Genomic DNA, 25,395 nt, shown 5'->3' with positions numbered 1-25,395 from the left:
CACAGATGAGCAACGGCACTCTGCGCGAGGTCTACATCGTCGACGCCGTCCGCACGCCCGTCGGCAAGTACGGCGGCGCGCTCTCGGGCGTACGCCCCGACGACCTGGCCGCCCATGTCGTACGCGCCCTCCTCGCCCGCACCCCCGACCTCGACCCGGCCCGCATCGACGACGTCTACTTCGGCAACGCCAACGGCGCGGGCGAGGAGAACCGCGATGTGGCCCGGATGGCCGTCCTGCTGGCGGGGCTCCCCGTCAGCGTGCCCGGCGCGACCGTCAACCGGCTGTGCGCCTCCGGTCTGGAGGCCGTGCTGCAGGCCGCCCGCGCCATCGCCGTCGGCGATGCGCATATCGCGCTGGCCGGGGGCGTGGAGTCGATGAGCCGCGCCCCCTGGGTGCTGCCCAAGCCGGAGCGGGCCTTCCCGGCCGGGCACCAGCAGCTGTACTCCACCACCCTCGGCTGGCGGATGACCAACCCCGATATGCCGCCCGAGTGGACCGTCGCCCTCGGCGAGGGCGCCGAGCTGATCGCCGACAAGCACGGCATCGGCCGCGAGGCGCAGGACGCGTACGCGCTCGCAAGCCATGAGAAGGCGGTACGGGCGTGGAAGGAAGGGGCGTACGACGCGGAGGTCGTGCCGCGCGAGGGCGTGGACCTGCCCCGGGACGAGACCATCCGCGACAACACATCTATCGAATCGCTCGCCAAGCTGAAGCCCGCCTTCCGTAAGGACGGCGGCACGGTCACCGCCGGCAACTCCTCGCCGCTGAACGACGGCGCGGCCGCGCTGCTGCTCGTCGACGAGGAGGGGCTGCGGGCCACCGGACGCGAACCGCTGGCCCGGATCGGCGCGTCCGCCGTCACCGGCATCGAGCCGCAGTACTTCGGCCTCGGGCCGGTCGAGGCCGTGAACCGCGCGCTCGCCAAGGCCGGCCGCGCCTTCGCCGACCTGACCACCCTGGAGCTCAACGAGGCGTTCGCCGCACAGGTGCTGGGCTGCCTCGCCGAATGGCCGGACCTGGACCCCGCCCTCGTCAACCCGCGCGGCGGCGCCATCGCCATCGGCCACCCCCTCGGCGCCTCCGGCGCCCGGCTCGCCGGGGCCGTCGCCCACCAGCTCGCGGCGGCGGGCTCCGGGGTGGGGCTGGCCACGCTGTGCATCGGCGTCGGGCAGGGCCTCGCGCTCGTACTCGAAAGGTAACGGTGACTCAGTTGTCTCTCACCCAGTCCGACATCGACGGCGAACTGGCCGCGCTCCAGGAGGGGTACGGCAAGGCCCGCGCCGACGGCGCGCCCGCCGCCCACCACCCGCCGCGCGACTTCCCGCCGTACCGCAGCAGCCTGCTGCGCCACCCCAAGCAGCCGCTCGTCGCCGTCCAGGGCGACCCGGAGACCGTCGAGCTGCACACGCCGGTCTTCGGCCAGACCGACATCACCGCGACCGACAACGACCTCACCGTCCAGCACCAGGGCGAACCCCTCGGCGAGCGCATCACCGTCTCCGGGCGGCTCCTCGACAGCCGGGGCCGCCCGGTGCGCGGACAGCTCATCGAGCTGTGGCAGGCCAACGCGTCCGGCCGCTACGCCCATCTGCGCGACCAGCACCCCGCCCCGCTCGACCCCAACTTCACCGGCGTCGGCCGCACCCTCACCGGCGACGACGGGAGCTACACCTTCACCACCATCAAGCCGGGCGCGTATCCGTGGCGCAACCACGTCAACGCCTGGCGCCCCGCGCACCTCCACTTCTCCCTCTTCGGGACGGCGTTCACCCAGCGCCTGGTCACCCAGATGTACTTCCCCGGCGATCCGCTCTTCGCCTACGACCCGATCCTCCAGTCGGTCGCCGACGAGCGGGCGCGGCAGCGGCTGGTCGCGACGTACGACCACACGCTGTCCCAGCCCGAATGGTCGCTCGGCTACCGCTGGGACATCGTCCTGGACGGGCCGTCCGCCACCTGGATCGAGGAAGGCCGCTGATGCCCGCGCAGCCCGCCCGACAACTCCCCTTGTCCCCCACCCCCTCGCACACCGTCGGCCCCTTCTACGGCTACGCCCTGCCCTTCACCGGCGGCGGCGACATGGCCCCGGCGGGGCGCGCGGACGCGATCACCCTGCACGGATACGTGTACGACGGCGTGGGCGCCCCCGTCCCCGACGCCCTGGTCGAACTCTGGCAGGCGGGCCCCGACGGCTCCCTGTCCGGCGCCCCCGGCTCGATCCGCCGCGACCCGGTGACCGGCGGCTACGCCGGACGCAACGGAGTGGACTTCACCGGCTTCGGCCGGATCCCCACGGACGCCGACGGCCACTGGACCGCCCGCACCCTCCCCCCGGGCGCCCCCTCCCCGGCCCCCTACATCAGCGTCTGCGTCCACGCCCGCGGCCTGCTGCACCACCTCTTCACCCGCGTCTACCTCCCCGAAAACGCCACCGCCAACGCCGCCGACCCCCTCCTCGCCTCACTCCCCCCGGCCCGCCGCGAATCCCTGGTGGCAACGGCCGGGCCGCAGCCGGGGACGTACCGCTTCGACATCCGCCTCCAGGGCGAGGGGGAGACGGTCTTCCTTGAGTTCCGCTAGCTCCCACGCGGCTTCTTCCGCCGACGACACCGGGCTGCTGTCACCGGTGCGGGCCGGGTCGGCCGTCGAGGAGGCCACCGGGGATGTCGCCTTCCTCCAGGCCATGCTGGACGCGGAGGCCGCGCTCACCCGGGCGCAGGCCGCGCTCGGGCAGGCGCCAGGCGCGGCGGCGGTGGCCGTGGCGGACGCGGCGCGGGCCGAGCTGTACGACGTGCGGGACCTCGCCGTACGCGCCCGCGCCGGGGGCAACCCGGTCATCCCGCTGGTCGCCGACCTGACGGCGGCGGTGGCCCGTACGGACCGGGAGACGGCCGCGTACGTCCACCGCGGCGCGACCAGCCAGGACATCCTGGACACCGCCACCATGCTGGTCGCCGCCCGCACCCTGCCGCTGATCCTGGCCGACCTGGCCCGCACGGCCACGGCCCTCGGCCGCCTGGCGGCCACTCACCGCACCACCCCCATGCCCGCCCGCACTCTCACCCAACACGCCGTGCCCACCACCTTCGGCCTGAAGGCAGCAGGCTGGCGCGCCCTGACCCTGGACGCCCACGACCGCCTCACCGCGCTGCGCCCGCCCGCCCAATTGGGGGGCGCGGCCGGTACGTTGGCGGCCTTCGCGGCCTTCGCGGCGTTGACGGAGGGCGCCGGTGTGACTGGCACGGCGGGCGATGACCCTGGCGTTCGGCTCGCGGCGCGGTTCGCCGGCGAGCTGGGCCTCGCCGAGCCCGTGTTGCCGTGGCATACGCTGCGTACCCCCGTGGCCGACCTCGGGACCGCGCTCGCCTTCACTGTCGGTGCGCTGGGCAAGGTCGCGGCGGATGTCCTGGTGCTTTCCCGGACGGAGATCGGGGAGGTCGCCGAGGGCAGCGGGGGCGGGTCGTCCGCGATGCCGCACAAGAGCAACCCGGTCCGCGCCACGCTCATCGCCGCCGCCGCGCGGCAGGCCCCCGGGCTCGCCGCCACGCTCCTCGGCTCGCTCGCCGCCGAGGACGAGCGGCCCGCCGGGGCGTGGCACGCCGAGTGGCAGCCGCTGCGCGAGCTGCTGCGGCTGGCGGGCGGGGCCGCGCGGGAGGCCGCCGAGCTGGCGGAGGGCCTGCGGGTGTTCCCGCACCGGATGAGCGAACACCTCGCGCTCACCGACGGCCTCATCGTCAGCGAGCGGATCGCCGCCGCGCTCGCGCCCCTCGTCGGCCGCTCGCGCGCGAAGGAGCTGCTGACGTCGGCGTCCCGGCGGGCCGGGGAGGAGGGCGTCGGGCCGGCGGCGGCGCTGGCCGGAACCCTGGCGGAGGTGCCGGGGCTCGCGGACGTGCTCTCGGAGACGCGGCTGCGGGAGCTGACGGATCCGGCCCGCTACACCGGCTCCGCCGCCGCACTCGTCGACCGCGCACTGCGCCGCGCGGATCCTCCCCCTCACCCCTCACCCCTCGCCCCCGCCCGGAGCACCGCCCATGACTGACCTCCCTCACCACTTCCTCGACGGCCACGCCACCGCCCCGCCCCTCATCCTCGGCCCGTCCATCGGCACCTCCCTCGCCGTCTGGGAGCCCCAACTGCCCGCCCTCGCCCGCACGCACCGCGTGCTGCGCTGGGATCTGCCCGGCCACGGCCGCTCCCCCACCGGGCTGCTGCCCTCCGACGGCAGCGCCACCGTCGGCGGCCTCGCCGCCCTCGTGCTGCGGCTCGCCGACGCGCAGGGGTGGGAGCGGTTCGCGTACGCGGGGATCTCGATCGGCGGGGCGGTCGGGCTGTATCTGGCCACGCACCATCCGGAGCGGGTCGAATCGCTTGCCGTGATCTGCTCCTCGGCACGTTTCGGCGAGCCCGCGTCCTGGCGCGAGCGGGCCGCGCTCGTACGGGCCGAGGGTACGGAGGCGATGGTCGCGAGCCGGCCGGGCACCTGGTTCTCGCACCGCTTCGCCGCCTCGCCCCGCGCCGTCGCACTGCTGGCGGACTTGCGGGCCTGCGACCGCGCGGGGTACGCGGCCTGCTGCGACGCCCTCGCCTCGTACGATCTGCGCTCCGCCCTGCCGTCCATCACGGGCGTGCCCACGCTGGTCGTCGCGGGCCGCGACGACCCCGCCACCCCGCCCGCGCACGCCCGCGAGATCGCGGACGCGGTGCCGGGGGCGAGTCTGCTGGAGGTGGCGGGGGCCGCGCATCTGGCCGGGGTGGAGCGGCCGGGGCCGGTCACCGCGGCGCTGCTCGCGCACTTTGCCGCAGGGGCGGCCACGGACGCGGACACCGATACGAACACCGACACCGACACCGACGCAGAAGTCAACGTCAGCGCCGGCGACGACGCCTCCCGCCGCGCCGCCGGATTCGCCGTCCGCCGCGCCGTCCTCGGCGACGCCCACGTCGACCGCGCGATCGCCCGTACGACCCCCTTCACCGCCCGCTTCCAGGACTTCATCACCCGCTACGCCTGGGGCGAGATCTGGACCGGCGACGCCCTGGACCGCCGCATCCGCAGCTGTATCACCCTCACCGCGCTCATCGCCCACGGCCATGACGCGGAGCTGGCCATGCACATCCGGGCCGCCCTCACCAATGGCCTCACCCGTGAGGAGATCGGCGAGGTGCTGCTGCAGAGCGCGGTCTACTGCGGCGTTCCGGCGGCGAACTCCGCGTTCGCCACCGCCCAGCGGGTCTTCGACGAGATGGATGACGACGCCGCCGACGCCCCGTCAAACTCTGGCCGGAGCAGCTGACATACCGCCGCAACAGCGCTGTCGTAATACGCCCCCATGGTTGATCACTGGGTCGTACCGTGGTTGGTTGGCACGATCTGGTTACAGGGAGCGATGACGCGAGGGGGCGCAGCATGTCCATCAGCCGTAGACGACTGCTCAGCACTGGCGGGAGCCTGGCTCTGACGGGAGCGCTGGCCGCCGCGTGCGGCTCCAACACCGGCCGGGAGTCGGACGATTCGGACGGTAAGCCGGTCATCGAGCAGTGGTACCACCAGTACGGCGAGGACGGCACCGAGCAGGCGGTGAAGCGGTACGCCGCCGCGTACGGCAAGACCGGCAAGGCCAAGGTCGAGGTGCAGTGGCGGCCGGGGAACTACGACCAGCAGACGGCCGCCGCGCTGCTCACCGCGTCCGGCCCGGACGTCTTCGAGGCCAATGGCCCGACGCTGGATCAGATCCAGGGCGGCCAGGTGGTGGATCTGACCGACCTCCTCGACGGCGTCAAGGACGACTTCAACCAGGCGGTCCTGGCCCCCAAGACGTACGAGGGCAAGATCTGGGGCGTTCCGCAGGTCGTCGACATGCAGCTGCTCTACTACCGCAAGAGCCTGCTGAAGGACGCCGGCGTGGAGCCGCCGCAGACGCTCGACGCGCTGGTCGACGCGGCGAAGGAACTCACGGACAAGAAGACCAAGGGGCTGTTCCTGGGCAATGACGGGGGCGCCGGGGTGCTCGGCGGCACCCCGCTGCAGGCCGCGGGGCTGCAGTTGGTCACCGACGACGGCAAGGCCGGCTTCGACGACCCGGCCGCCGCCCGCGCGCTGGAGAAGATCCACCGGCTGTACGCGGACAAGTCACTGCTGCTCGGCGCTCCCTCGGACTGGTCGGATCCGTCGGCGTTCATCCAGGGGCTCACGGCCATGCAGTGGTCGGGCCTGTGGGCGTTGCCGGCGGTCAAGAAGGCGCTGGGCGATGACTTCGGGGTGCTGCCGTTCCCGAAGGACGGGTCGGCGGGGAAGCCGTCGGTGCCGGTCGGGGCGTATGGCGCGGCGGTCAGCGCGAAGGCGAAGCACAAGGAGGAGGCGAAGGCCTTCGTGAAGTGGCTGTGGGTGGACAGGACGGAGTACCAGGAGGACTTCGCGCTGTCGTACGGCTTCCACATCCCGGCCCGGATCTCGCTCGCCAAGAAGGCCGACAAGCTGCGCGACGGCGCGGCCGGGGACGCGGTGCGCTACGCCACCGACCACGGCTTCGCCGAGCCGCTGCTGTGGACCCCCGCGAGCCGGACCGCGTACCAGGACGCGCTCAGCCGGATCATCAAGGACGGCGCGAGCGCGGATCAGGAGCTGCGGGACGTGGTGCGCAAGGTGGGTGCGGAGCTGCGGCGCGTGCAGAAGAAGAGCTGACGCCCGCGATGGCGCAGGACTCGCAGATCACCCCGGCCACGCTTTCGCGCACGCCTCAGGACAAGCCTGCGCCCGGTACGTCACGCACGACGCTGCGGCACAGGCTGCTGGGCAAGCAGAACCGCACGCTGTGGTTCTGGGTCTTCGTCGGCCCGTTCGCGATCGGGCTCAGTCTGTTCACCTACGTACCGCTGGCGTGGAGCGTCTACCTCAGCTTCTTCGACGCGCACAACACCGTCTCGCCGACGGACTTCGTCGGCCTGGACAACTACACGGCGATGCTGCGGGACGACGCCTTCACCGACAGCCTCGTCACCTTCCTGGTCTTCACGGCCTTCATCGTCCCGGCCACCTACCTCCTCTCGCTCTCCCTCGCGCTGATGGTCAACCGGCTGCGCTGGGCGCAGGCGTTCTTCCGGTCGGTGTTCTTCCTCCCCGTGGCGTGCTCGTATGTCGTGGCGGCGCTGATCTGGAAGATGTCGATCTTCAACGGGGTGCGGTTCGGGCTGGCCAACACCGTGCTCGGCTGGTTCGGCGCGGATCAGATCGCCTGGCTGTCGACGACCGACCCGCCCTGGTACTGGCTGGTCATCGTGACCGTACGGCTGTGGCTTCAGGCGGGCTTCTACATGGTGCTGTTCCTGGCCGGGCTGCAGCGCATCCCGCGCGGCCTGTACGAGGCGGCGGCGGTGGACGGGGCGCGGCCGGGGTGGCAGGTCTTCCGGTACATCACCTTTCCGCAGCTGCGGGCGACGTCGATCGCGGTGACGCTGCTGCTGGTCATCAACGCGTTCCAGGCGTTCGACGAGTTCTACAACCTGCTCTCGGACTCGCGCGGCTATCCGCCGTATGCCCGTCCGCCGCTGGTGTACCTGTACTACACGGCGCTTGGGCAGGGGCAGAACCTGGGGATGGGCAGCGCGGGCGCGGTGATCCTGGCGCTGATCATCGCGGTGGTGACGGTGGCTCAGGCCCGCTGGTTCAGGCTCGGCCGGAAGGAGGACTGACCGGAATGGGAGAACCCCTCACCCCCGAACGCACCGCCCCCGAACGCGCCACCCCCGCGCGCGATCCCCTCGTACGCGAACCGCTCGTACGCGTCGGCCGCGCGCTGCGGCTCGTCCTGCTGATCGCGCTGGCGCTGCTCTTCCTGATCCCCTTCTATCTGCTGCTGCGCAACGGGCTGTCGCGCGAGGAGGACATCACCTCCGCCGAGTGGACGTTCTTCCCGAGCGAGCTGCGCTGGTCCAATATCGGCGAGCTGTTCGACGACCCGAATGTGCCGATGGCGCACGCGCTGCTCAACTCCTCGCTGATCGCGGTGGCGACGACGCTGGGCACGCTGCTGCTGGCCTCCCTCGCGGGGTACGGGCTGGCCCGGATCCCGTACCGCTACGCGAACGTGGTCTTCTACTGGATCCTGGGCACGCTCATGGTCCCGGCGGCCGTCACCTTCGTGCCGACCTTCGTCCTGGTGTCCTCGCTCGGCTGGGTGTCCACGCTGCGCGGGCTGGTGGTGCCGACGCTGTTCAGCGCTTTCGCGGCGTTCATCTTCCGCCAGTACTTCCTGGGGTTTCCCAGGGAGCTGGAGGACGCGGCGCGGGTGGACGGGCTCGGCTACTGGCGTACGTACTGGCGGGTCGTGGTGCCCAACTCCCGGCCGGTGTTCGCGGCCGTCGGCACGATCGTCTTCATCGGCGCCTGGAATGCGTTCCTGTGGCCGCTGGTCATCGGCCAGGACCGGGACGCGTGGACCGTGCAGGTCGCCCTGTCGACGTTCACCACCGCCCAGACGGTCAACATCCACGAGTTGTTCGTCGCGGCTGCCGTCTCGATCCTGCCGCTGCTGGTGGTCTTCCTCTTCCTGCAGCGCTACATCGTCGCGGGCGTGGAGCGCTCGGGCATCGACGACTGAGCGGAGGACTGAGCAGGGGACTGAGCAGGGGACTGAGCGGGGGCGCCGCCGCGCAGCAGGGCGGCGCCCAGCGGGGTCAGGGTGTGCAGTACGGCGCTGCCCCGGCGGAGGGTGAGCACCAGGCCGGCGTCGCGCAGCACGGTGGCGTGCTGGCTGGCGGAGGCGATCGACACGCCCACGCGGCGGGCGAGTTCGCTGGTGGTGCAGCCGCCGCCGACGCCCTGGAGCACGGCGGAGCGGGTCTGTCCGACGAGCTTGCTCAGCGACTGGGCGGCCCCGGCGCCAAGGCCCGGGACGGGGGCAGGGGCGGGGCGGGGTGTGGCGACGGGCCGGGCGCGGGGGGCCGTGGCGGGGCGGGCCGGGGGGTGGGGCGGTGCGGGGCGCGGGGCGTGTTCGACCGGGTAGACCAGCACCGGTCTCAGGTCGGGGTCGAAGAGGGTGACCGGGGTTCTTCGGCAGAAGAACGACGGCTGGAGCAGCAGCCCGCGCCCGCCGAGCTCCAGGTCGCGGTCGACCGGGTAGTCGACCTCCAGGACCGGCGGCCGCCAGCGCATCGTGGGCGGCAGGGACGCCAGCAGTCCGTCGGCTCCCCCGTCCAGCAGGGCGCGGCCCCGTACGGCGCGGTCGGCCTCGATACGGGCTTGCAGGCGCGGCCAGTACGGGGCGATGGCGGCGTGGTGGTAGGAGGTCAGCGCGGCGGTCAGACGGTCCAGCGAGCGCCGCTCGCCCTGGCCGAGGTCGCGTATCCAGCCGGGGAGGCGGGCCGCGGCCGGGAGGCGGGAAATCTCGGTGTGCAGCCGGGTCTGTGAGGTGGCGCGCAGCGCTTCCATGCCGCTGTCGCAGCCCATTCCGCCCTCGGCCGGGGTGAGGAAGTCGGGGAAATAGCCGCGTGAGGGAATGAGCGGCGCGAGCAGCCGCGCTTCGCCGTTAAGCCTATTTCGCGCCAGTGAACGCCATTCTCCGTATACGGTGACGGCCCGGTGCTCCCGCAGCCGGTGGAAACTCAAAACGGTTTCCCACAGCGCGTCCGGGCGGATCGCCATCCGCAGCCGGGCCAGATCGAGCTCGCCGAAATGCACACGCAGCACCGGACCCCCACCAAGTGACACCCGTGATCGCCCCCCGACCACGGAAGAGTATGCACGGTGCCACCGTCAGTGACCACGTCCTTTTGGCCAGAGTTGAAACGGGGCGCGGCAAGCCGTGCGGGGCCGGAATGCTGTTCACCGTTGAAAAGCGCGGCCTCCGGGAAAGGCCCCGGAGGGACGTCCGCAATTCAACAGGCGGTGCTCACGACCGGATTTGCTCGTTCCCGTGGGGGGTGACGAGTGTGTTACGGCCGTCTGGGCACTTCTGTTGCCGCCCCAGCCGATGCGAGCGGCAACGGCTCCCGTGGGGGGAGTGAGAGGGGGCGGCCCCCGGCCAGGTGCCGCCCCCTCGCCCGCGCCGTGGTCCGTCCCGCCGTGGTCCGTCCCGCGGCGGTCTCCGCCCGGTACCGCCCGGGGCTGGTGCCGAACTCCCGGCTGAAGGCGTGGGAGAGGGCGTACGGGGTGCCGTAGCCGACCCGGCGGGCGATGGTGGCCAGGGGATCCGGTGTGTCGCGGAGCTGGGCGGCGGCGAGGGTCAGGCGCCACCAGGTGAGGTACGCCATCGGGGGGCGGCCGACCAGGGCCGTGAACCGGCGGGCCAGGGTGGGGCGCGAGACGCCCGCCTCGGCGGCCAGGCGGTCGTTGGTCCACGGGGCGGAGGGGTCGGAGTGCAGCGCCCGTAGCGCGGCGGCCGCCACTGGGTCGACCAGAACGCCTGGCCAGACTCCGGACGCGCCCTCGGCCATCCAGGAGCGGAGCACGTAGATGAGGAAGAGATCGAGCAGGCTGGGGATCGCCATGCAGGAGCCGGGCTGCTGTCCTCCCAGCTCGCGGCCCAGCAGGTCGATGACGGAGCGGAGTTCGGGGTGGCTGCCGACGCGGTTCGGCAGATGGACGACCTCGGGCAGTTCCGCCATGAGCGGGTGTACGCGACTGCGGTCGAGCCGGTACTTGCCACAAACCATCTCGACCTCGCCCGAGACGGCCTCCGGCCGGCGCGGAACCGTCCCGTCCAGCCATCGCTCGAACGGCACCGCCCGCTCTACGGCCACCGCGTCCACGGGAGAGTCGGCGATCACATGCCCCGTGCCGTGTGGCAGCAGCACCGCGTCACCCGTACCGAGCGAGACCGGAGCGCCGCCGTCGGGCAGCAGCCAGCAGCCGCCCTCCAGTACGACATGGAAGCCCGCGCCGTCATACGGGGCGAGCCGCGTGCACCACCTCCCGCTCACCCGCACCCGGCTGGAGGAGGGCCGCCCGAGGCGCACGGTCGAGATCGCGTCGCTCACCACATCCATCGAGCCAGAGTATCGATGGACTCAAGGCTGAGACGGATGCGTATTCGGTTGAGCTCAGTGAGCATTGAGGAGATCAACGGCTCTTTCTAGGGTCGAGGACATGAAGAGCGAGAGCGTGCAGAGCATCGTGCTGGGCGATGTCGAGGTCATCCGGGTCACCGAGTGGCAGGGGCCATTCGCACCCACCCGCGGCCTCGTCCCGGCGGCGACCGCCGAGGTGTGGAAGGACAACGAGGAGTGGCTGGCGCCGGACCACTGGGATCCGGACAGCGACAGGGCGGTGGTCGCCCTGCAGAGCTGGGTGCTGCGCAGCGGCGGGCGGACCGTCCTGATCGACACCGGGGTGGGCAACGGGCGGGAGCGGCCGAGTTCGCCGCAGTTCCACCAGTGGCGCGGTGACTTCCTCGACCGCCTGGCGCGCGCCGGGGTCCGCCCGCAGGACGTCGACGTGGTCGTCAACACCCATGTCCACGGCGATCATGTCGGCTGGAACACCAGGGACGCCGAGGGGGCATGGGTGCCGACCTTTCCCCATGCCCAGTACCTGATCCCCGCGGCGGACGACCACCACTTCGGCCCGGAGAACGCGTACGCGAACGGCCTGCGCGAAGACGACCGGCTGATCTACGAGGACAGCATCGCGCCCATCCACCGCGCCGGTCAGGCCGTCCTGTGGAACGGCTCCCACCGCATCGACCAGCACCTCACCCTGGAGTCCGCACCCGGCCACACGCCCGGCTCATCAGTGCTGCGGCTCGCCTCCGGCAGCGACCGGGCGGTGTTCGTCGGCGACCTGCTGCACAGCCCGGTGCAGATTCTCCACCCCTCCCTCAGCACCTGCTTCTGCCTCGACCCGGCGCAGGCGGTGAGCAGCCGCCGCCGGATCCTCGAACGAGCCGCCGACGAACGGGAGCTGGTCATCCCCGCGCACTTCGGCGGGGCGGGGGCCGTGGAGGTCCGGCGGGAGGGTGACGGGTTCGCTCTCGACCGGTGGGCGGCCTACCCGAAGTGAGCCCGACGGTGGTCGCGGCCACCGGGCCGCGACCACCGTCAGCGCCCGGTCACTCCAGCGGCGCGGTCTCGGCCGTCGGCTTCCTCCCCGGGCCGAACAGGAAGCAGAACAAGGCGGCGGCCACCAGCACCACGGCGCACGCCACAAACGTGGTGCGCATGGCGCCCACGAAGCCGGTGGCGAACGTATCGACGGTGACGCGTTCGTACAGCCTGGTCGCGGCCGGGGGCAGACCGTCCGGCGCCGTGGGCGGGCGGAAGTGCTGCCCGGCGGCGGCGCTGTCGTCGATGAACCGCGTACGCAGCTGCTCCGGCAGCCGGCCGGCGCGCTTCTGGGCCTCGCTGTGCAACGTCGAGGAGAGGCGGGCCGACAGCAGGGCGCCCAGTACGGCGGTGCCGAGGACACCGCCGATCTGCCGCGTGGTGCTGGAGACGCCGGAGGCCGCCCCGGCCAGCCGTGGGTCGACACCGTCCATGGTGGCCTGCTGCAGCGGTGCGAACGTGGCGCCGCCGGCGATCCCGATGATGGTCAGACCGGGCAGCAGACTCCACGCACTGCTGGCGGGGCCGACCATCGCCACCAGTACGAGCAGGCCGACGGCCAGCAGCGTCACCCCGGCCATCAGGACGTACTTGCCGCCGAACTTGTCCGACAGCCGTCCGGCGTACGCGGAGCCGACCGCGGTGAGCACGGCGTTCGGCAGCACCACCAACCCGGTCCCCAGCGCCGAGTACCCGCGCGCCATCTGCAGATACAGCACCAGCACGAACATGATGCCGATCATGCCGAGTTGGAAGACGAAGCCGACCCAGTTGCCGACCGCGAAGTTGCGTGCCCGGAACAACGCCAGCGGCATCAAAGGCTCTTCCCGCAGCCGCTGTTGCCGCTGCTGCCAGAGGACGAACACCACCAGCAGCACGACGCCCGCGACGACGACCGAGGTGATGCTGATCGGCCCGGCGATGGTGCCCCAGTCATAGCGCTCCCCCTCGATCAGGCCGAACACGATGCCGCTCAGCCCGGCGGTGACCAGCGCGACGCCGACCAGATCGAGCCGGTGGGTGCGGCCCGAGCGCATGGGCGGCGCGAAGGTCAGCGCCAGCACGGCGGTGGCGATCCCGATCGGGACGTTGATGAAGAAGATCCAGCGCCAGCTGAAGTGAGCGAGCAGAAAGCCGCCCACAACCGGGCCGATGACCGGCGCGAAGCCCACGATCGCCCCGAACAGGCCGAAGGCGCGACCGCGTTGCCGTGGCGGGAAGATCGTCAGGATCGACGAGATGACCTGCGGAAACAGCAGCGCCCCGGCCAGCCCCTGCAGCGCCCGCGCCGCCAGCAGCCGGCCCGGCGAATCGGCCAGCCCGCACAGCGCCGAGGCGACGGTGAAGCTGACGATGCCGATCACGTACAGCCGTCGGTATCCAAAGATGTCCCCCAGCCGCCCGGTGGTGATCAGCAGCACCGAGAAGACGAGCAGATAGCCGTCGATGACCCACAAGACCTGGTCGTACGAGGCGTCAAGGCTGTCGATCAGGGTGGGAATGGCGACATTGACGATGGATCCGTCGAGCAACGACATGAAGAAGCCGATGCACATGATCGCGAGAACCAGCCACGGACGCTGTGTGGTTGGTTGCTCCGCGGATGTGACCGCGGACTTGACTTCCGACACTCCGGAGACCTCCCTGAGGGAAGGGAGAACCGGAAGAGCCGACGGACGCACGTCGCCACCATCACAGAACACCCTTCCCAGGATGTGGTGAGGTGGCTTCCACCCTCCCCGTGTCATCCGGACCCGGGGGAAGCTGGTTGGCGAGGCGCGAGGCCCGACGGTGAGAAGCCGGCTGGGAGCGTAACACGCGGGGCTCGTAGGTCCGGTCAATCACGGACGGGGGCAGAGGTCCCCGATCAGCCCGCCGGGTTCGTGGTGCGGGTGTCCGTAGTCGGCGGCGAGGGGGCGGCACCCGCCTCCGTATCGCGCCCCTCGGAGGCGGACGGGCCTACTTCATCCCCGCCTCGGCGGCACCGCCGGAGGCGCGGACAACCGATCGGCACCAAGGAACTGGTCGCGCCGGCGGAGGGCCTGCGCTCCATCGGATATCAGCGGCGAGTTTCGATCTTCAGGTCACCTGCGGTCACCTTGCGGATGTGGTCACTGGCGAGCATGTCGTGCGGGAAGCCGAGTCCAATCGTGCCGGCCTCGTCGAGGCGGGCCAGTTGGGAGGCGGTGAAGTCGATCTCCAGGGCGCCCAGGTTGTCCTCCAGCTGCGTGGGGGTGCGGGCGCCGATGATCGGTGCCGTCACGCCCGGATTCCGCAGGGTCCAGGCCAGCCCGGCCTGGGCGGGGGTGCGGCCCAGCTCCGTGGCGACCTCCTTCACGACATCAGCGATGGCAAGGTTACGTTCGGTGAGCGTACCCAAGGCGAGGTTGAAGCTCTTGCGGGTGCCGTCGTCGGATGCGACGTTCGCCGCGATCAGGTCGTCGCGGCTGTACTTGCCGGTGAGCACCCCGCCGGCCAGGGGTGAATACGGGATCACCCCCAGCCCCATCTCGCGTGCCATGGGGATCAGGTCACGTTCCCCGGTACGCTCGATCAGGTTGTATTCGATCTGCAGCGCGACCAGCGGCGACCAGCCGCGCAGGTCGGCGATCGCCTGCATGCGCGACACCTGCCAGGCCGGGGTGTTGCAGATCCCCGCATACAAGATCTTGCCCTGCCGGACCAGATCGTCCATGCCGCGCAGGATCTCCTCGACCGGTGTCGTGAAATCCCACACGTGCAGGTAGAGCAGATCGATGTAGTCCGTATTGAGCTGTCGCAGGCTCGCTTCCACCGAAGCGAACAGGCTCTTGCGGTGACTACCCGCGGAATTCGGGTCGCCGGGCCGGCGCAGCGTCGTGTATTTCGTTGCCAGCACCAGGCTTTCGCGCTTGTCGCGGGTGAATTCGCCCAGCAAACGCTCGGAGCTGCCATTGGTGTAGGTGTTGGCGGTGTCGATGAAGTTGCCGCCTCGCTCGACGTAGAGGTCGAACAGCTTGCGTGCCTCGTCCTGCTCGGCTCCCCAGCCCCAATCGGTGCCGAAGGTCGCCGCACCCAGCGCCAGCGGTGAGACCCGCAGCCCGGAGCGGCCCAGCAGCCGGTAGGTGTCGAGGGTGATCGACATCGTGTCCTCCTGTGCTCGTGATCCATTGCCGAGAACAAGGCTGTGACCGCAGCGAGCCGGGGGTAAGGGAAAGAGGTTCCTGGGAACGCCGGTCCTACCCTGGCTGTTGGAACGAACATGACGCCCCACACCGTGGACGCAACACAGGAGCTGGCCGCGTTTCTGCGAACCCGGCGCGAACGGCTGGACCCGCGCGATCTCGGTCTGCCGTCGCGTCGGCAGGCCCGGCGGACCCCGGGACTGCGCCGCGAAGAGGTCGCCGAACTGGCCGGAGTCAGCGTCGACTACATCGTGCGACTGGAACAGGGCCGCGGGCTGCGGCCCTCAGCGGACGTGGTGGAGGCACTGGCCCAGGCCCTGCGCCTGGCCCCCGTCGAACGCGCCTACCTCTTCAACCTGGCTCAGCAGCACCCCCGCAACGCCGACAAGCCCGCCACCACCGCGGCGCCGTCATTGGCCCGGCTGGTCGCCGACCTGTCGCCGCTGCCGGCCATGCTGATGAACCACCGCTACGACATACTGGCCTGGAACCGCGAAATGACGAGGCTGTTACTGGATTTCGACACCCTGCCGCCGTCACAGCGCAATTCGATGTGGCTGTGCCTGATGCATCCGGAGATACGCGAGTTCTACGTCGACCGGGAACGCGTTGTGCGGGAGGGGATCGCTCACCTGCGCGCTGCGTGGGCCGCGCATCCGGAGGATCGGGCCTTGACCGGCCTCATTGCCGAATTCATCACTCATGACGAGGAATTCGCACGATTGTGGGCCGAGCGGGACATCAAGGTCAACGGCCGCGGACACAAGGTGATGAGGCATCCTGACGTCGGTGTGATCGCAGTGCATTTCGAAGTTCTTACGCCGCTTCAAGATCCGGATCAGCGGTTGGTGATATTCCGCGCCGCGGACCATGAAAGCCGGTCGGCATTGGACCGGTTGTGCACACGGTGATGTCGAACCGCCCCCCGTGTGCGCCGCGATGCCGATAGCGCTGCTCGCGTACACATACACGACCCGCTGACCCGATCAGCGAAGGAGGGGGCGGCACCTCCGCACAGGTGCCGCCCCCTTCGCGGGCCGGAGTCAGCGCCGGGGTGAGGGTAGGAGACCCCAGCGTGACTCCGGTGGTTGGGTTACCGCTCCATGACCGCCGCGCGGCCGGCCTCCAGGCGGGCGACCGGGATGCGGAACGGCGAGCAGGAGACGTAGTCCAGGCCCACCTCGTGGAAGAAGTGGACGGACTCCGGGTCGCCGCCGTGCTCCCCGCAGACGCCGAGCTTGAGGCCGGGGCGGGTGGCGCGGCCGGCCTCGGCGGCGCTTCGGACGAGGGAGCCGACGCCGTCCTTGTCGATGGTCTCGAAGGGGCTGACGCCGAAGATGCCCTTCTCCAGGTAGGCGGTGAAGAAACTCCCCTCGACGTCGTCGCGGGAGAAGCCCCAGACGGTCTGAGTGAGGTCGTTGGTGCCGAAGGAGAAGAAGTCGGCGGACTCGGCGATCTGAGCGGCGGTCAGCGCGGCGCGCGGCAGCTCGATCATGGTGCCGAGGGTCAGCTTGAGGTCCACGCCCCGGGCCCGCTCCACCTCCTCGATGACCCGCTCGGCCTCCTCGCGGACGATCTCCAGCTCCTGGACCGTGCCGACCAGCGGAATCATGATCTCGGCGCGCGGATCGGCCTTGGCGTTACGGCGCTCGGCGGCGGCCTCCGCGATGGCCCGTACCTGCATGGCGAACAGGCCCGGGATGACGAGGCCGAGGCGCACCCCGCGCAGGCCCAGCATCGGGTTCTGCTCGTGCAGCCGGTGCACGGCCTGGAGCAGCCGCAGGTCGTTCTCGTTGTGGTCCTTGCGGGACTCGGCGAGCGCGACGCGCACCGACAGTTCGGTGATGTCGGGCAGGAACTCGTGGAGCGGCGGGTCGAGCAGCCGTACGGTGACGGGCAGGCCGTCCATCGACTCGAAGAGCTCGACGAAGTCGTCCTTCTGGAGCGGCAGCAGCGCGCCGAGTGCGGTCTCGCGCTCCTCGTCGGTGTGGGCGAGGATCAGCCGCTCGACCAGTTCGCGCCGCTCGCCGAGGAACATGTGCTCGGTGCGGCACAGGCCGATGCCCTGGGCCCCGAACCGCCGGGCGCGATTGGCGTCCTCGGCGTTGTCGGCGTTGGCCCGCACCCGCAGCCGGCGCACCCGGTCGGCGTAGGCCATGATCCGGTGTACGGCGCCGACCAGTTCGTCGGCGTCGTCGGCGCCCGCGTGCATCCGGCCCTCGAAGTATTCGACGACCGGGGACGGGACGACCGGCACCTCGCCGAGGTAGACCTTGCCGGAGGAGCCGTCGATGGAGATGACGTCGCCCTCCTCGATCACCAGCCCGTCCTTGCCGTCGAGCGCCGGCGCCGTCATCCGGCGCCGCTTGGTGTCGACTTCCAGCTCCTCGGCGCCGCAGACACAGGTCTTGCCCATACCGCGGGCGACCACGGCGGCGTGCGAGGTCTTGCCGCCCCGGGAGGTCAGAATGCCCTCGGCGGCGATCATGCCGTCGAGGTCGTCGGGGTTGGTCTCACGGCGGATGAGGATGACCTTCTCGCCGGACCGGGACCATTTGATGGCGGTGTACGAGTCGAAGACGGCCTTGCCGACGGCCGCGCCCGGCGAGGCGGCGATGCCCCGCCCGAGCTTGCGCACCGTGCCGCCGTTCGCCGCCTCCTCGTCGAAGCGGGGGAACATGAGCTGGGCGAGCTGCGCGCCGTTGACCCGGCGCAGCGCCTCGGCCTCGTCGATCAGGCCCTGGTCGACCAGCTGGGTGGCGATCCGGAAGGCGGCCCCGGCGGTGCGCTTGCCGACGCGGGTCTGCAGCATCCACAGCTTGCCGCGCTCGATGGTGAACTCGATGTCGCACAGGTCCAGGTAGTGGTTCTCGAGGGTCTCCATGATCCGCATGAGCTCGTCGTACGAGCCCTTGTCGATCTGTTCGAGGTCGGCGAGCGGAACGGTGTTGCGGATACCGGCGACGACGTCCTCGCCCTGCGCGTTCTGCAGGTAGTCGCCGTAGACGCCCTGCTGGCCGCTGGCCGGGTCACGGGTGAAGGCGACGCCGGTGCCCGAGTCGGGGCCGAGGTTGCCGAAGACCATGGAGCAGATGTTGACCGCGGTGCCCAGGTCGTGCGGGATGCGCTCCTGACGGCGGTAGAGCTTGGCGCGGTCGCCGTTCCACGAGTCGAAGACCGCCCGCACCGCGAGGTCCATCTGCTCGCGCGGCTCCTGCGGGAAGCTGCGGCCGGTCTCCTTGGCGACGATGTCCTTGAACTCGCCGACCAGCCGCTTGAGGTCACCGGCGTCCAGGTCGACGTCGACGGTCACGCCCTTGGCGCGCTTGGCCTCCTCCAGCGCCTCCTCGAAGAGGTCGCCGTCCACGCCGAGCACCGTCTTGCCGAACATCTGGATCAGACGGCGGTAGGAGTCCCAGGCGAACCGCTCGTCGCCCGCCTGGGCCGCCAGGCCGGCCACCGAGTCGTCGGAGAGCCCGATGTTCAGGACGGTGTCCATCATGCCGGGCATCGAGAACTTCGCCCCGGAGCGTACGGAGACGAGCAGCGGGTCGTCCGCCTGGCCGAGCTTCTTGCCCATCTTGTTCTCGAGGGCGTCGAGGTGCGCACTCACCTCGTCGCGCAGGGCGGCCGGCTCCTCACCACTGGCGAGGTAGACCTTGCATGCCTCCGTGGTGATGGTGAAACCCGGTGGCACGGGGAGACCGAGATTGGTCATCTCGGCGAGGTTGGCACCCTTCCCGCCGAGCAAGTCCTTGAGATCCTTGTTGCCCTCGGTGAAGTCGTAAACGAACTTCTGCTGATCTTGTGTTTCCGGCACGGGACTCGATCTCCTCGGCTCGGCTGCCCTGACGGCGGGGAGCGTACCCAGATCAAAGGCTTCTGAGCATGTGCACTCCCCCGTCATTCGGCCGTAACCACCCGCCTGCCACGAGTTCGAAAGTCACTCGTACGAAACAGCCCGCTTCTCAGCTTCTTCAAGAGCCGAACGCACGCCCACGCTGCGCCCATATCGAAGCGCCCGAATGTCGCTGTGCGTAACCAATGGTTCGAGCTGTCGAACATCAACTGGGTGGCACGGAGTGCCATGACTTGGAGAGGTAAGCGCAGCCCCCGACCACTGAATCACCCCACCACAGTCGCTCATCTGAGCAGAAGGGCTATCAGAGTGGCGAGAATCACGCGCTCTGACGGGCCCTCATCTCGCCTTTTGGATACAACGAGAGGGGGCCCGCTCAAACGAGCACGCTCACATGAGCGGGGCCGCCGGGACGGGCTCGGATATCTTCGCCGTAACGGCAAAACGAGGCCACGAACCCCCACGGAGCCCTTGGTGGAAAGCGGCGAGCCCTCCCAACCCGCGCCGATGCGGCTGCTGCACGGCGCCCGGCGGGTGCTCCTGGAGAACTGGACCGGCACCTCCACCGTCCCCTCGCGCGGTCTGTACCCGCATCAGTGGAGCTGGGACTCGGCGTTCATCGCCATCGGACTGCGCCATCTGTCGCCGCACCGCGCCCAGCGCGAACTGGAAACCCTGCTCGCCGCCCAGTGGGGCGACGGCCGGATCCCGCACATCGTCTTCAACCCGGCGGTGCCGCTGGACGCGTACTTCCCGAGCCCCGACTTCTGGCGCTCCTCCAGCGCGGGCGCGGCGCTCGGCGCGCCTGCGGCCGTCGAGACCTCCGGCATCGTCCAGCCGCCGGTCCACGCGCTCGCCTGTCTGCTCGTGCACCGGGCCAACCCTCGGGCCTCGGCGCGCCGCGGCTTCCTGGCCCGCGTCCACCCACGGCTCGCGGCCTGGCACCGCTATCTCGCCGAACACCGGGACCTGGGCGGGGGCGGGCTGGTGTCCGTGGTCCACCCCTGGGAGCCCGGCATGGACAACAGCCCCTGCTGGGACGCCCCGCTGGCGCGCGTCGATCCCGCCCCGCCCGACACCTTCCACCGCGCCGACCTCGACCACGGCGCGGCTGCCGACCGGCCCACCGACCTGGACTACGGCCGCTATGTGCGGCTCGCCGCCGACTACCGGGACCGCGGCTACGGCGATGACGGCGGGGCCGGTTCGGGGTTCTGTGTCGAGGACCCGGGCGTCAACGCGCTGCTGATCGCTTCCGAGCACGCGCTGGCCGAGATCGCCACCACCGTCGGCGCCGACCCGACGCCCCATCGGTCGCGGGCGCGGCGGCTCACCGCCGCCCTGGTCGAGCGGTTGTGGGACCCGGCCGCCGGGCTGTTCCTGTGCCGTGACCTGCGTGGCGGCGGGCTGATCCCTGAGCTCAGCGCCGCGGGTCTGCTGCCACTGATCGTGCCCGACCTGCCGAGCGAGATCGCCGCCGCCCTGATCCGCACCGCGTCGGGCCCCCACTTCGGCCTGGGCGGCCCGGTGCGTCTCGTACCCAGCTACGACCTGCTGGGGCGCGCCTTCGACCCGTACCGCTACTGGCGCGGCCCCGCCTGGTTCAACGTCAACTGGCTGCTGGAGCGCGGCCTGCGGCTCCACGGTGCGGTGGACCGGGCCGACGCGCTGCGCTCCGCCGCCCTCGACGCCGCCGTCTCCTCCGGCTTCGCCGAGTACGTCGACCCGTACACCGCCGAGGCGCGCGGCACCCGCGACTTCAGCTGGACGGCGGCGCTGGCGCTTGACCTGCTGGTGGCCTCGGGTGGGATGGGCGTGGACGACCTGGCGGTGCCGCCGGTCACGCCGACGGATCACCGTCCGTCGCCCGCAGCCTGGCCAGGGCCTTACGGGTTCTGACGGTGCAGTCGTGCTCCTCGCCCAGGACGCGCTCGCTGATCTCCAGGACTGCGCGCCACTCGGCCTCAGCGTCATCGAGCCGGCCTAGGCCCTTGAGTGCGACGCCGAGGTTGTGGCGGGTCCAGAGGGTTGCAAGGTCCTCCGGCCCCAGGACGCGCTGCCGCCCGCGCACGGTCTCCCGGATCTCGGCCTCGGCCTCGGCGAACCGGCCCAGCTCGTTGAGCACATAGCCGAGGCTGTGCCGGGCCGTCAGCGTCTCACGGGCCTCCGCCCCCAGAGACCGCGTGCGTCCCTCCACCACCTGACGGAGCAGGGTCTCCGATTCCTCGTAGCGTTTCTGGTCACGCAGCAGGGTGGCCAGTTGGAAATGCGTCAACAGCGCGCTGGGGTCGTCCCGCGCCAGTACCCGGGCCTCCGCCTCCATGGTCACGCGGTACTGCTCCTCGGCCTCTTCCGGACGCCCAAGTTTCGCCAAGGCCAGGGCACGGCTGTATCGCGTCACCAACGTCGCTTCCGCGTCAGCTCCGAGCACGCGGATCCGGTCCTGGAGCACCTGGGTGTACTCCTCGAGCGCCTCCTCGTACCGCCCGGCCGCTTCAATGCTCTCCGCCAGATAGTCCCGAGTGGCGAGGGTGCTGTCATGCTCGCCGCCGAGCACGGCGATTTGTCGCTCGAGAACATCACGGTAGGCCGCTTGTGCTTCGTCGTGCCGCCGCTGGTCTTCCAAGAGCAATGCCCGCAGACGCAATGCGGTCAACGATTCGTCGTGCCGCTCCCCGAGCGCGGCGACCGACTCCTCCACCAGCGTGTCGACCTCGGCTTCCGCTTCCGCGTACCTCTTCAAGTCGCGCAGCTGGTGAATGTGTTTGCTGCGGGCCATGCGTGTTCTCCAGTGTCCGGGCCCCAAACCGGTGAGGGTTCTGTGGACCAGGTCGCGCCACAGCGACTCCGCCTCTTCCGTGCGCCCCCGAGCTACCAGGATGTCGCCCAGTGCGAAGAGTGCGGCAAACGAGGCTTCATCATCAGGCCCGGCCGATCGGCAGTCCTCTACCACCGACCGCACCTCGGCCTCGGCCTCGTCATAACGCCCAAGCCTTTGCAACGCGGTGGCCAGCCAAATACGTCCACTGACGGTGTCATAGTGCCGAGGGCCGTTCAGTTCACGTCGGCCGCGCACCACCGTGCGAAACTCCGCTTCGGCCTCTTCCCTGCGGAGCAGTCCCAGCAGGAGGGTCCCCCGCGTCCGGCGCAACCGCAGGACCGTCGCTCGGTCGCCACCGTCCGAACGCCGCTCCCACGCCTCGATCAGCGTGCGGCACTCCTCCTCCGCCGCCGCCGTCCGCCCGGCATCGTCCAGCAGGTCGACGAGATAGTCACGGGCGAAGAGCGTGTAATCGTGCTCCTCGCCATGGACCCTCCCGGAGATTTTGACCACCGCACGCAGTTGACGCTCCGCCTCGTCGTGCTCTCCCATCTGGTTCAGCGTGAGCGCCAGATGTCCGCGGAGATTCCTGGATTCGAGGTCCTCGAAGGACGCCAGCTCCGCGATCTGCCCCCGCACCACCTCGCCCAGCTCATCGGCGTACGTCCGCCACCCGGTGTTGACCAGCAGACGGGCCAGACTTGGCAGGGTCCGCACCCCCGGCCAGCCGGTGTCGTTCCGCTCGTCAGCCTCGCCCAACACCTCCTCGGCGCTTTCGCGCACCACCGTCGGCAGCCCCTCGTCCGCCGCGATCCGCCGCACCACCGCGATCAGGGGCGGCTGGACGCGCTCGGAGGTGTAGGAGCGATCAGACGGCTGAGCAGGCGATTCGGCCGGCTGCGCCGACTGCGGCTCCGGCGGCGGTCCGTCGTGCGGGTCCTCGTCCAGCAGCCCCAGCCGTTGCTGCAGCTCCGGGGAGGCCGCGGCGAAGGGGCGGGCCTCCTCGGCGACGCGGGAGTCGCCGTGGTCCCCGGACAGCCGGGCGCGGAACTCGGGGCCGCTGCCCTGGCGGCGCAGCAGGAACTCGGTGACCTGCGCCGCCGTCTCCAGCGCGTCCGAGGTGCGGACGCCGTCCAGCAGTAGATCCGCGAGGCCGGGGTGGAACTCGTACTCGTCCGCGTCCGCGCCTGCCTCCCGCCTCCGCAGCAGCCCGCCCAGGAACACCTCGGCCAGCTGCGCCGGGTGGAAGCGCTCCCCGCGGCGGTCCCCACGGCGCTCCCCGCGGCCGGCGCCCGCCTGGTGGATCAGCCGCATCACCGGCAGCGTCAGCGGATGGACGGTGGCCAGCGCCCCGGCCAGGCGCTGGCTCTCGGGGGAGGCCGCGGCCCGGAAGCGGCGCAGCCGCTCCTCGGCCGTCGGTGCGGGGACCTGGGCCGTGGCCTGTGCGGCCACCGGTTTCTCGGCCCCGTCCAGCAGCATTACGGGCAGCAGCGCGCTGCCGTCGCCCGTGCCGGTGAGCGTGGCCCACGCGCCCAGCTCGTCCTCGGCCAGTTCCAGCACCGGCACCGGGGTGCCCTCGTACGAGACGAGGCCACGCGGCAGCACCGGATGGCGCACGGACAACACGCGGCCCGGTGCGCCCTCCCGGCCCCCGGCCTCGACCAGCAGCCGCTGGATGGGCATGCCGCGCTCCGGCCACATCCGCGCGGGCAGCGGCTGGATGACGGCCACGGGCGAGTAGCGGGCCCAGCGGTGGAGGAGCCGCGGGATGGCGCCGCTGCGCCATCCGGGGCCCACCCCGTCCGAGAGGACCAGCATCACCGTACGGCCGGAGATGTCGGTGAGCTGCCGTGCGGTGCGGCGTGGGGCGTCGGGGGCGTACGGACGGGCCGTGAGCACCGGCTCGGGCCCCGATGCGCTGTCCAGGCCGTAGGTCCGTACGGAGCGGAAGGCTCCCTGCCGCTCCAGCAGGCCGCGTACCTCGGCGGCCAGTTGGCGCCAGAGCACCATCGAGGGGCCGTCGTCCACGACGAGCGCGGCGCTCAGCCTCCGCTCCGGGCGCGGGCGCAGCAGCACGTCCGGCAGACCGGTTTCGGCGATCCATGCGGCGGTGGCGGCCTCGTCCATGTGGAAGTGGGTGCGGGAGGGCACGCTCCGCCGCAGGGGCCGCAGCGCGCGGGACAGTCCGCGCGCCGCGGGGAGCGCCCGTACGCCCCTGACCCCGACCGCGCGCGCCGGGCGGGCCCCGGCGGGCCGGGCGGTTCCGGGGGCGAAGAGCCCGGCGGGGGCGAGGGCTTCGGGCTCGGGTTCGCCCGCGGTGCGCTGCGCGGCGAGGTGACGCTGAGCGCCCTTCCTCTCCTCGCCGCTGTCCAAGGCCCCGTCGGACGCGGGACCGTCGGCACCCGCGGTCGACGCCTGCTTCGCGCCGTCGCCGTCGCCATCGGTCGCGGACGGCGCGGTGGTGGCGGCGAACCACAGGACGTCGCGCAGCTCCACCTCGGAGAGCTCGACCCCCGCGTCCTCCAGCAGGGCGCACAACCGCTGGATCATTACGCGTCGACTTCGTTCAGCGAGCGGAGCAGCTTGTTCAGGATGTCCCCGTCCACCCGCACCCCGGAGGACCGCAGCCGGACCGCGTTGAGCAGCTGGTCGGTGGCCAGCTCCCGCTCGTTGCGCAGACTCATGAAGTGGGCGATCAGGTCCCGTGCGTCCGCGCTGACCTCCTCGCCCAGATGCATGGTGACGATCTGCTGGAGCTGCTGCTCATCGGGCTGCCTGAGGTCGAGCCGTACGCAGCGGCGCAGGAACGCCGGGGGGAACTCGCGCTCGCCGTTGCTGGTGATGACGACGACCGGGAAGACCCGGCAGCCCACCCAGCCGCCGGTGATCGGCTTCCTTTCCCGGGAGCCGGCGATCTGCACCTGGACCGTGGTGCCCTCCCCCAGGCGGGCCAGTTCGGGGATCTCGAACTCGCCGTCCTCGAAGACGGTGAGGAGGTCGTTGGGCAGGTCCACGTCGCCCTTGTCGAGCTCGTCGATGAGCAGCACGCGCGGCCTGTCGGCCGGCAGCAGCGCGGTGCCGAGCGGGCCGAGCCGCAGATAGTCGCCGATGTCCGGCTCGGGTCCGGTGGTCTCGTCGGGGGTGGCGCGCTGCCTCAGGGAGGTCTCGCGCAGCCGGCCCACCGCGTCGTACGAGTAAAGGCCCTCGGTGAGCGTGGAGCGGCTGTTGATCGGCCAGTGCAGCACCTCACCGAGGGTGAGCTCGCGTGCGACGGCACGGGCCAGGGTCGACTTGCCGGTGCCGGGCGGGCCGGTGACCAGCAGCGGGCGGTGGAGGTGCAGCGCCATGTTGACGACGTCGCGGTCCTCTTCGGAGATCAGATACGGCAGCCGCCCCTGGGACCTGCGCGGCGAGTCGTCGCCGAAGCGCCGCCACGGCGGTGCGGCGGGCCAGGTCTCCACGTCGTGGGGCTCGGTGTCGCCGCCCTGGAAGAGCCTCCAGTCCTGTGCCAT

The 25,395-nt window shown here is 71.2% G+C and carries 18 protein-coding genes; 11 read left to right on the top strand and 7 right to left on the bottom strand.

All coding sequences use genetic code 11. The features are described from left to right. Positions 1-5: 5 nt before the first annotated feature. From ACFV2X_RS40550 to ACFV2X_RS40515, 8 genes are all read left to right on the top strand, one after another. Positions 6-1,202 (top strand): thiolase family protein, encoded by a 1,197-nt coding sequence (locus ACFV2X_RS40550; protein ID WP_385626318.1) that lies wholly within the window; start codon positions 6-8, stop codon positions 1,200-1,202. Between the two features lie 11 nt (positions 1,203-1,213). Further along, the gene (gene pcaH / locus ACFV2X_RS40545; protein WP_385626360.1) at positions 1,214-1,981 is read left to right on the top strand and encodes a protocatechuate 3,4-dioxygenase subunit beta; all 768 of its coding nucleotides are present in this window, start codon (positions 1,214-1,216) and stop codon (positions 1,979-1,981) included. Further along, positions 1,981-2,583, top strand: coding sequence for a protocatechuate 3,4-dioxygenase subunit alpha (gene pcaG / locus ACFV2X_RS40540; protein WP_385626317.1), 603 nt, complete (start codon positions 1,981-1,983; stop codon positions 2,581-2,583). Before pcaH ends, pcaG begins: the two co-directional genes overlap by 1 nt. Then, positions 2,570-4,042, top strand: coding sequence for a 3-carboxy-cis,cis-muconate cycloisomerase (gene pcaB / locus ACFV2X_RS40535; RefSeq protein ID WP_385626316.1), 1,473 nt, complete (start codon positions 2,570-2,572; stop codon positions 4,040-4,042). Before pcaG ends, pcaB begins: the two co-directional genes overlap by 14 nt. Further along, positions 4,035-5,297, top strand: a complete 1,263-nt coding sequence (gene pcaC, locus ACFV2X_RS40530; RefSeq protein ID WP_385626315.1) for a 4-carboxymuconolactone decarboxylase — start codon at positions 4,035-4,037, stop codon at positions 5,295-5,297. Before pcaB ends, pcaC begins: the two co-directional genes overlap by 8 nt. 113 nt (positions 5,298-5,410) lie before the next feature. After that, positions 5,411-6,685: an ABC transporter substrate-binding protein gene (locus ACFV2X_RS40525; protein WP_385626314.1), complete on the top strand. Its 1,275-nt coding sequence runs from the start codon at positions 5,411-5,413 to the stop codon at positions 6,683-6,685. An 8-nt stretch (positions 6,686-6,693) separates the two neighbouring features. Further along, positions 6,694-7,692, top strand: a complete 999-nt coding sequence (locus ACFV2X_RS40520) for a carbohydrate ABC transporter permease (protein WP_385626313.1) — start codon at positions 6,694-6,696, stop codon at positions 7,690-7,692. Between the two features lie 5 nt (positions 7,693-7,697). After that, entirely contained in the window at positions 7,698-8,600 is a 903-nt protein-coding gene (locus tag ACFV2X_RS40515) for a carbohydrate ABC transporter permease (RefSeq protein ID WP_385626312.1), read from the top strand. Here the strand turns inward: ACFV2X_RS40515 and ACFV2X_RS40510 are convergent. Next, a complete protein-coding gene (locus ACFV2X_RS40510) occupies positions 8,558-9,688 on the bottom strand; it encodes an ArsR/SmtB family transcription factor (protein ID WP_385626311.1) in 1,131 nt (376 codons plus the stop codon). The genes ACFV2X_RS40515 and ACFV2X_RS40510 overlap by 43 nt on opposite strands. A gap of 245 nt (positions 9,689-9,933) precedes the next feature. Continuing rightward, positions 9,934-10,986, bottom strand: a complete 1,053-nt coding sequence (locus tag ACFV2X_RS40505; RefSeq protein ID WP_385626310.1) for an AraC family transcriptional regulator — start codon at positions 10,984-10,986, stop codon at positions 9,934-9,936. 100 nt (positions 10,987-11,086) lie between these two features. Between ACFV2X_RS40505 and ACFV2X_RS40500 the strand changes: the two genes are divergently transcribed. Further along, on the top strand, positions 11,087-11,998 hold the full coding sequence (locus tag ACFV2X_RS40500) for an MBL fold metallo-hydrolase (RefSeq protein WP_385626309.1): 912 nt from the start codon (positions 11,087-11,089) through the stop codon (positions 11,996-11,998). 49 nt (positions 11,999-12,047) lie between these two features. Here the strand turns inward: ACFV2X_RS40500 and ACFV2X_RS40495 are convergent, their stop codons facing one another. Together ACFV2X_RS40495 and ACFV2X_RS40490 are read right to left on the bottom strand one after the other, a co-directional pair. Beyond that, positions 12,048-13,670 carry an MFS transporter gene (locus tag ACFV2X_RS40495; protein WP_385626308.1) on the bottom strand — a complete coding sequence of 541 codons (1,623 nt, stop codon included), beginning with the start codon at positions 13,668-13,670 and terminating at the stop codon, positions 12,048-12,050. Between the two features lie 428 nt (positions 13,671-14,098). Next, entirely contained in the window at positions 14,099-15,163 is a 1,065-nt protein-coding gene (locus tag ACFV2X_RS40490; RefSeq protein WP_385626307.1) for an aldo/keto reductase, read from the bottom strand. 117 nt (positions 15,164-15,280) lie between these two features. On the opposite strand from ACFV2X_RS40490, the gene ACFV2X_RS40485 reads away from it, so the two are divergent. Further along, positions 15,281-16,114 carry a helix-turn-helix transcriptional regulator gene (locus tag ACFV2X_RS40485; RefSeq protein WP_385626306.1) on the top strand — a complete coding sequence of 278 codons (834 nt, stop codon included), beginning with the start codon at positions 15,281-15,283 and terminating at the stop codon, positions 16,112-16,114. A gap of 182 nt (positions 16,115-16,296) precedes the next feature. Here ACFV2X_RS40485 and ppdK read toward each other — a convergent pair whose 3' ends face one another. Then, positions 16,297-19,023 carry a pyruvate, phosphate dikinase gene (ppdK, locus tag ACFV2X_RS40480; RefSeq protein WP_385626305.1) on the bottom strand — a complete coding sequence of 909 codons (2,727 nt, stop codon included), beginning with the start codon at positions 19,021-19,023 and terminating at the stop codon, positions 16,297-16,299. Positions 19,024-19,569: 546 nt separating this feature from the next. Here ppdK and ACFV2X_RS40475 point away from each other — a divergent pair. After that, positions 19,570-20,961, top strand: a complete 1,392-nt coding sequence (locus ACFV2X_RS40475) for a hypothetical protein (protein ID WP_385626359.1) — start codon at positions 19,570-19,572, stop codon at positions 20,959-20,961. Here ACFV2X_RS40475 and ACFV2X_RS40470 read toward each other — a convergent pair. Beyond that, positions 20,903-24,433 carry an SAV_2336 N-terminal domain-related protein gene (locus ACFV2X_RS40470; RefSeq protein ID WP_385626304.1) on the bottom strand — a complete coding sequence of 1,177 codons (3,531 nt, stop codon included), beginning with the start codon at positions 24,431-24,433 and terminating at the stop codon, positions 20,903-20,905. The two genes, ACFV2X_RS40475 and ACFV2X_RS40470, sit on opposite strands and share 59 nt — an antisense overlap. Further along, positions 24,433-25,395 carry an AAA family ATPase gene (locus ACFV2X_RS40465; RefSeq protein ID WP_385626303.1) on the bottom strand — a complete coding sequence of 321 codons (963 nt, stop codon included), beginning with the start codon at positions 25,393-25,395 and terminating at the stop codon, positions 24,433-24,435. The genes ACFV2X_RS40470 and ACFV2X_RS40465 overlap by 1 nt, the downstream gene beginning before the upstream one ends.

It is taken from the genome of Streptomyces sp. NPDC059679 (genome assembly GCF_042734105.1).
Classification (GTDB): Bacteria; Actinomycetota; Actinomycetes; order Streptomycetales; family Streptomycetaceae; genus Streptomyces.
The sequence above is the reverse complement of the archived record's forward strand: the minus strand, read 5'-3'. Positions and strand labels throughout refer to the sequence as shown.

Excerpts from the sequence above, each read along its gene's own strand:
- ACFV2X_RS40520 (WP_385626313.1), top strand. The coding sequence starts at position 6,694 with ATGGCGCAGGACTCGCAGATCACCCCGGCCACGCTTTCGCGCACGCCT.
- pcaG (WP_385626317.1), top strand. The coding sequence starts at position 1,981 with ATGCCCGCGCAGCCCGCCCGACAACTCCCCTTGTCCCCCACCCCCTCG.
- ACFV2X_RS40505 (WP_385626310.1), bottom strand. The coding sequence starts at position 10,986 with ATGGATGTGGTGAGCGACGCGATCTCGACCGTGCGCCTCGGGCGGCCC.
- ACFV2X_RS40515 (WP_385626312.1), top strand. The coding sequence starts at position 7,698 with ATGGGAGAACCCCTCACCCCCGAACGCACCGCCCCCGAACGCGCCACC.
- ACFV2X_RS40470 (WP_385626304.1), bottom strand. The coding sequence starts at position 24,433 with ATGATCCAGCGGTTGTGCGCCCTGCTGGAGGACGCGGGGGTCGAGCTC.
- ACFV2X_RS40475 (WP_385626359.1), top strand. The coding sequence starts at position 19,570 with ATGCGGCTGCTGCACGGCGCCCGGCGGGTGCTCCTGGAGAACTGGACC.
- ACFV2X_RS40550 (WP_385626318.1), top strand. The coding sequence starts at position 6 with ATGAGCAACGGCACTCTGCGCGAGGTCTACATCGTCGACGCCGTCCGC.
- ACFV2X_RS40490 (WP_385626307.1), bottom strand. The coding sequence starts at position 15,163 with ATGTCGATCACCCTCGACACCTACCGGCTGCTGGGCCGCTCCGGGCTG.
- ACFV2X_RS40485 (WP_385626306.1), top strand. The coding sequence starts at position 15,281 with ATGACGCCCCACACCGTGGACGCAACACAGGAGCTGGCCGCGTTTCTG.
- ACFV2X_RS40465 (WP_385626303.1), bottom strand. The coding sequence starts at position 25,395 with ATGGCACAGGACTGGAGGCTCTTCCAGGGCGGCGACACCGAGCCCCAC.
- ACFV2X_RS40525 (WP_385626314.1), top strand. The coding sequence starts at position 5,411 with ATGTCCATCAGCCGTAGACGACTGCTCAGCACTGGCGGGAGCCTGGCT.
- pcaC (WP_385626315.1), top strand. The coding sequence starts at position 4,035 with ATGACTGACCTCCCTCACCACTTCCTCGACGGCCACGCCACCGCCCCG.
- ACFV2X_RS40500 (WP_385626309.1), top strand. The coding sequence starts at position 11,087 with ATGAAGAGCGAGAGCGTGCAGAGCATCGTGCTGGGCGATGTCGAGGTC.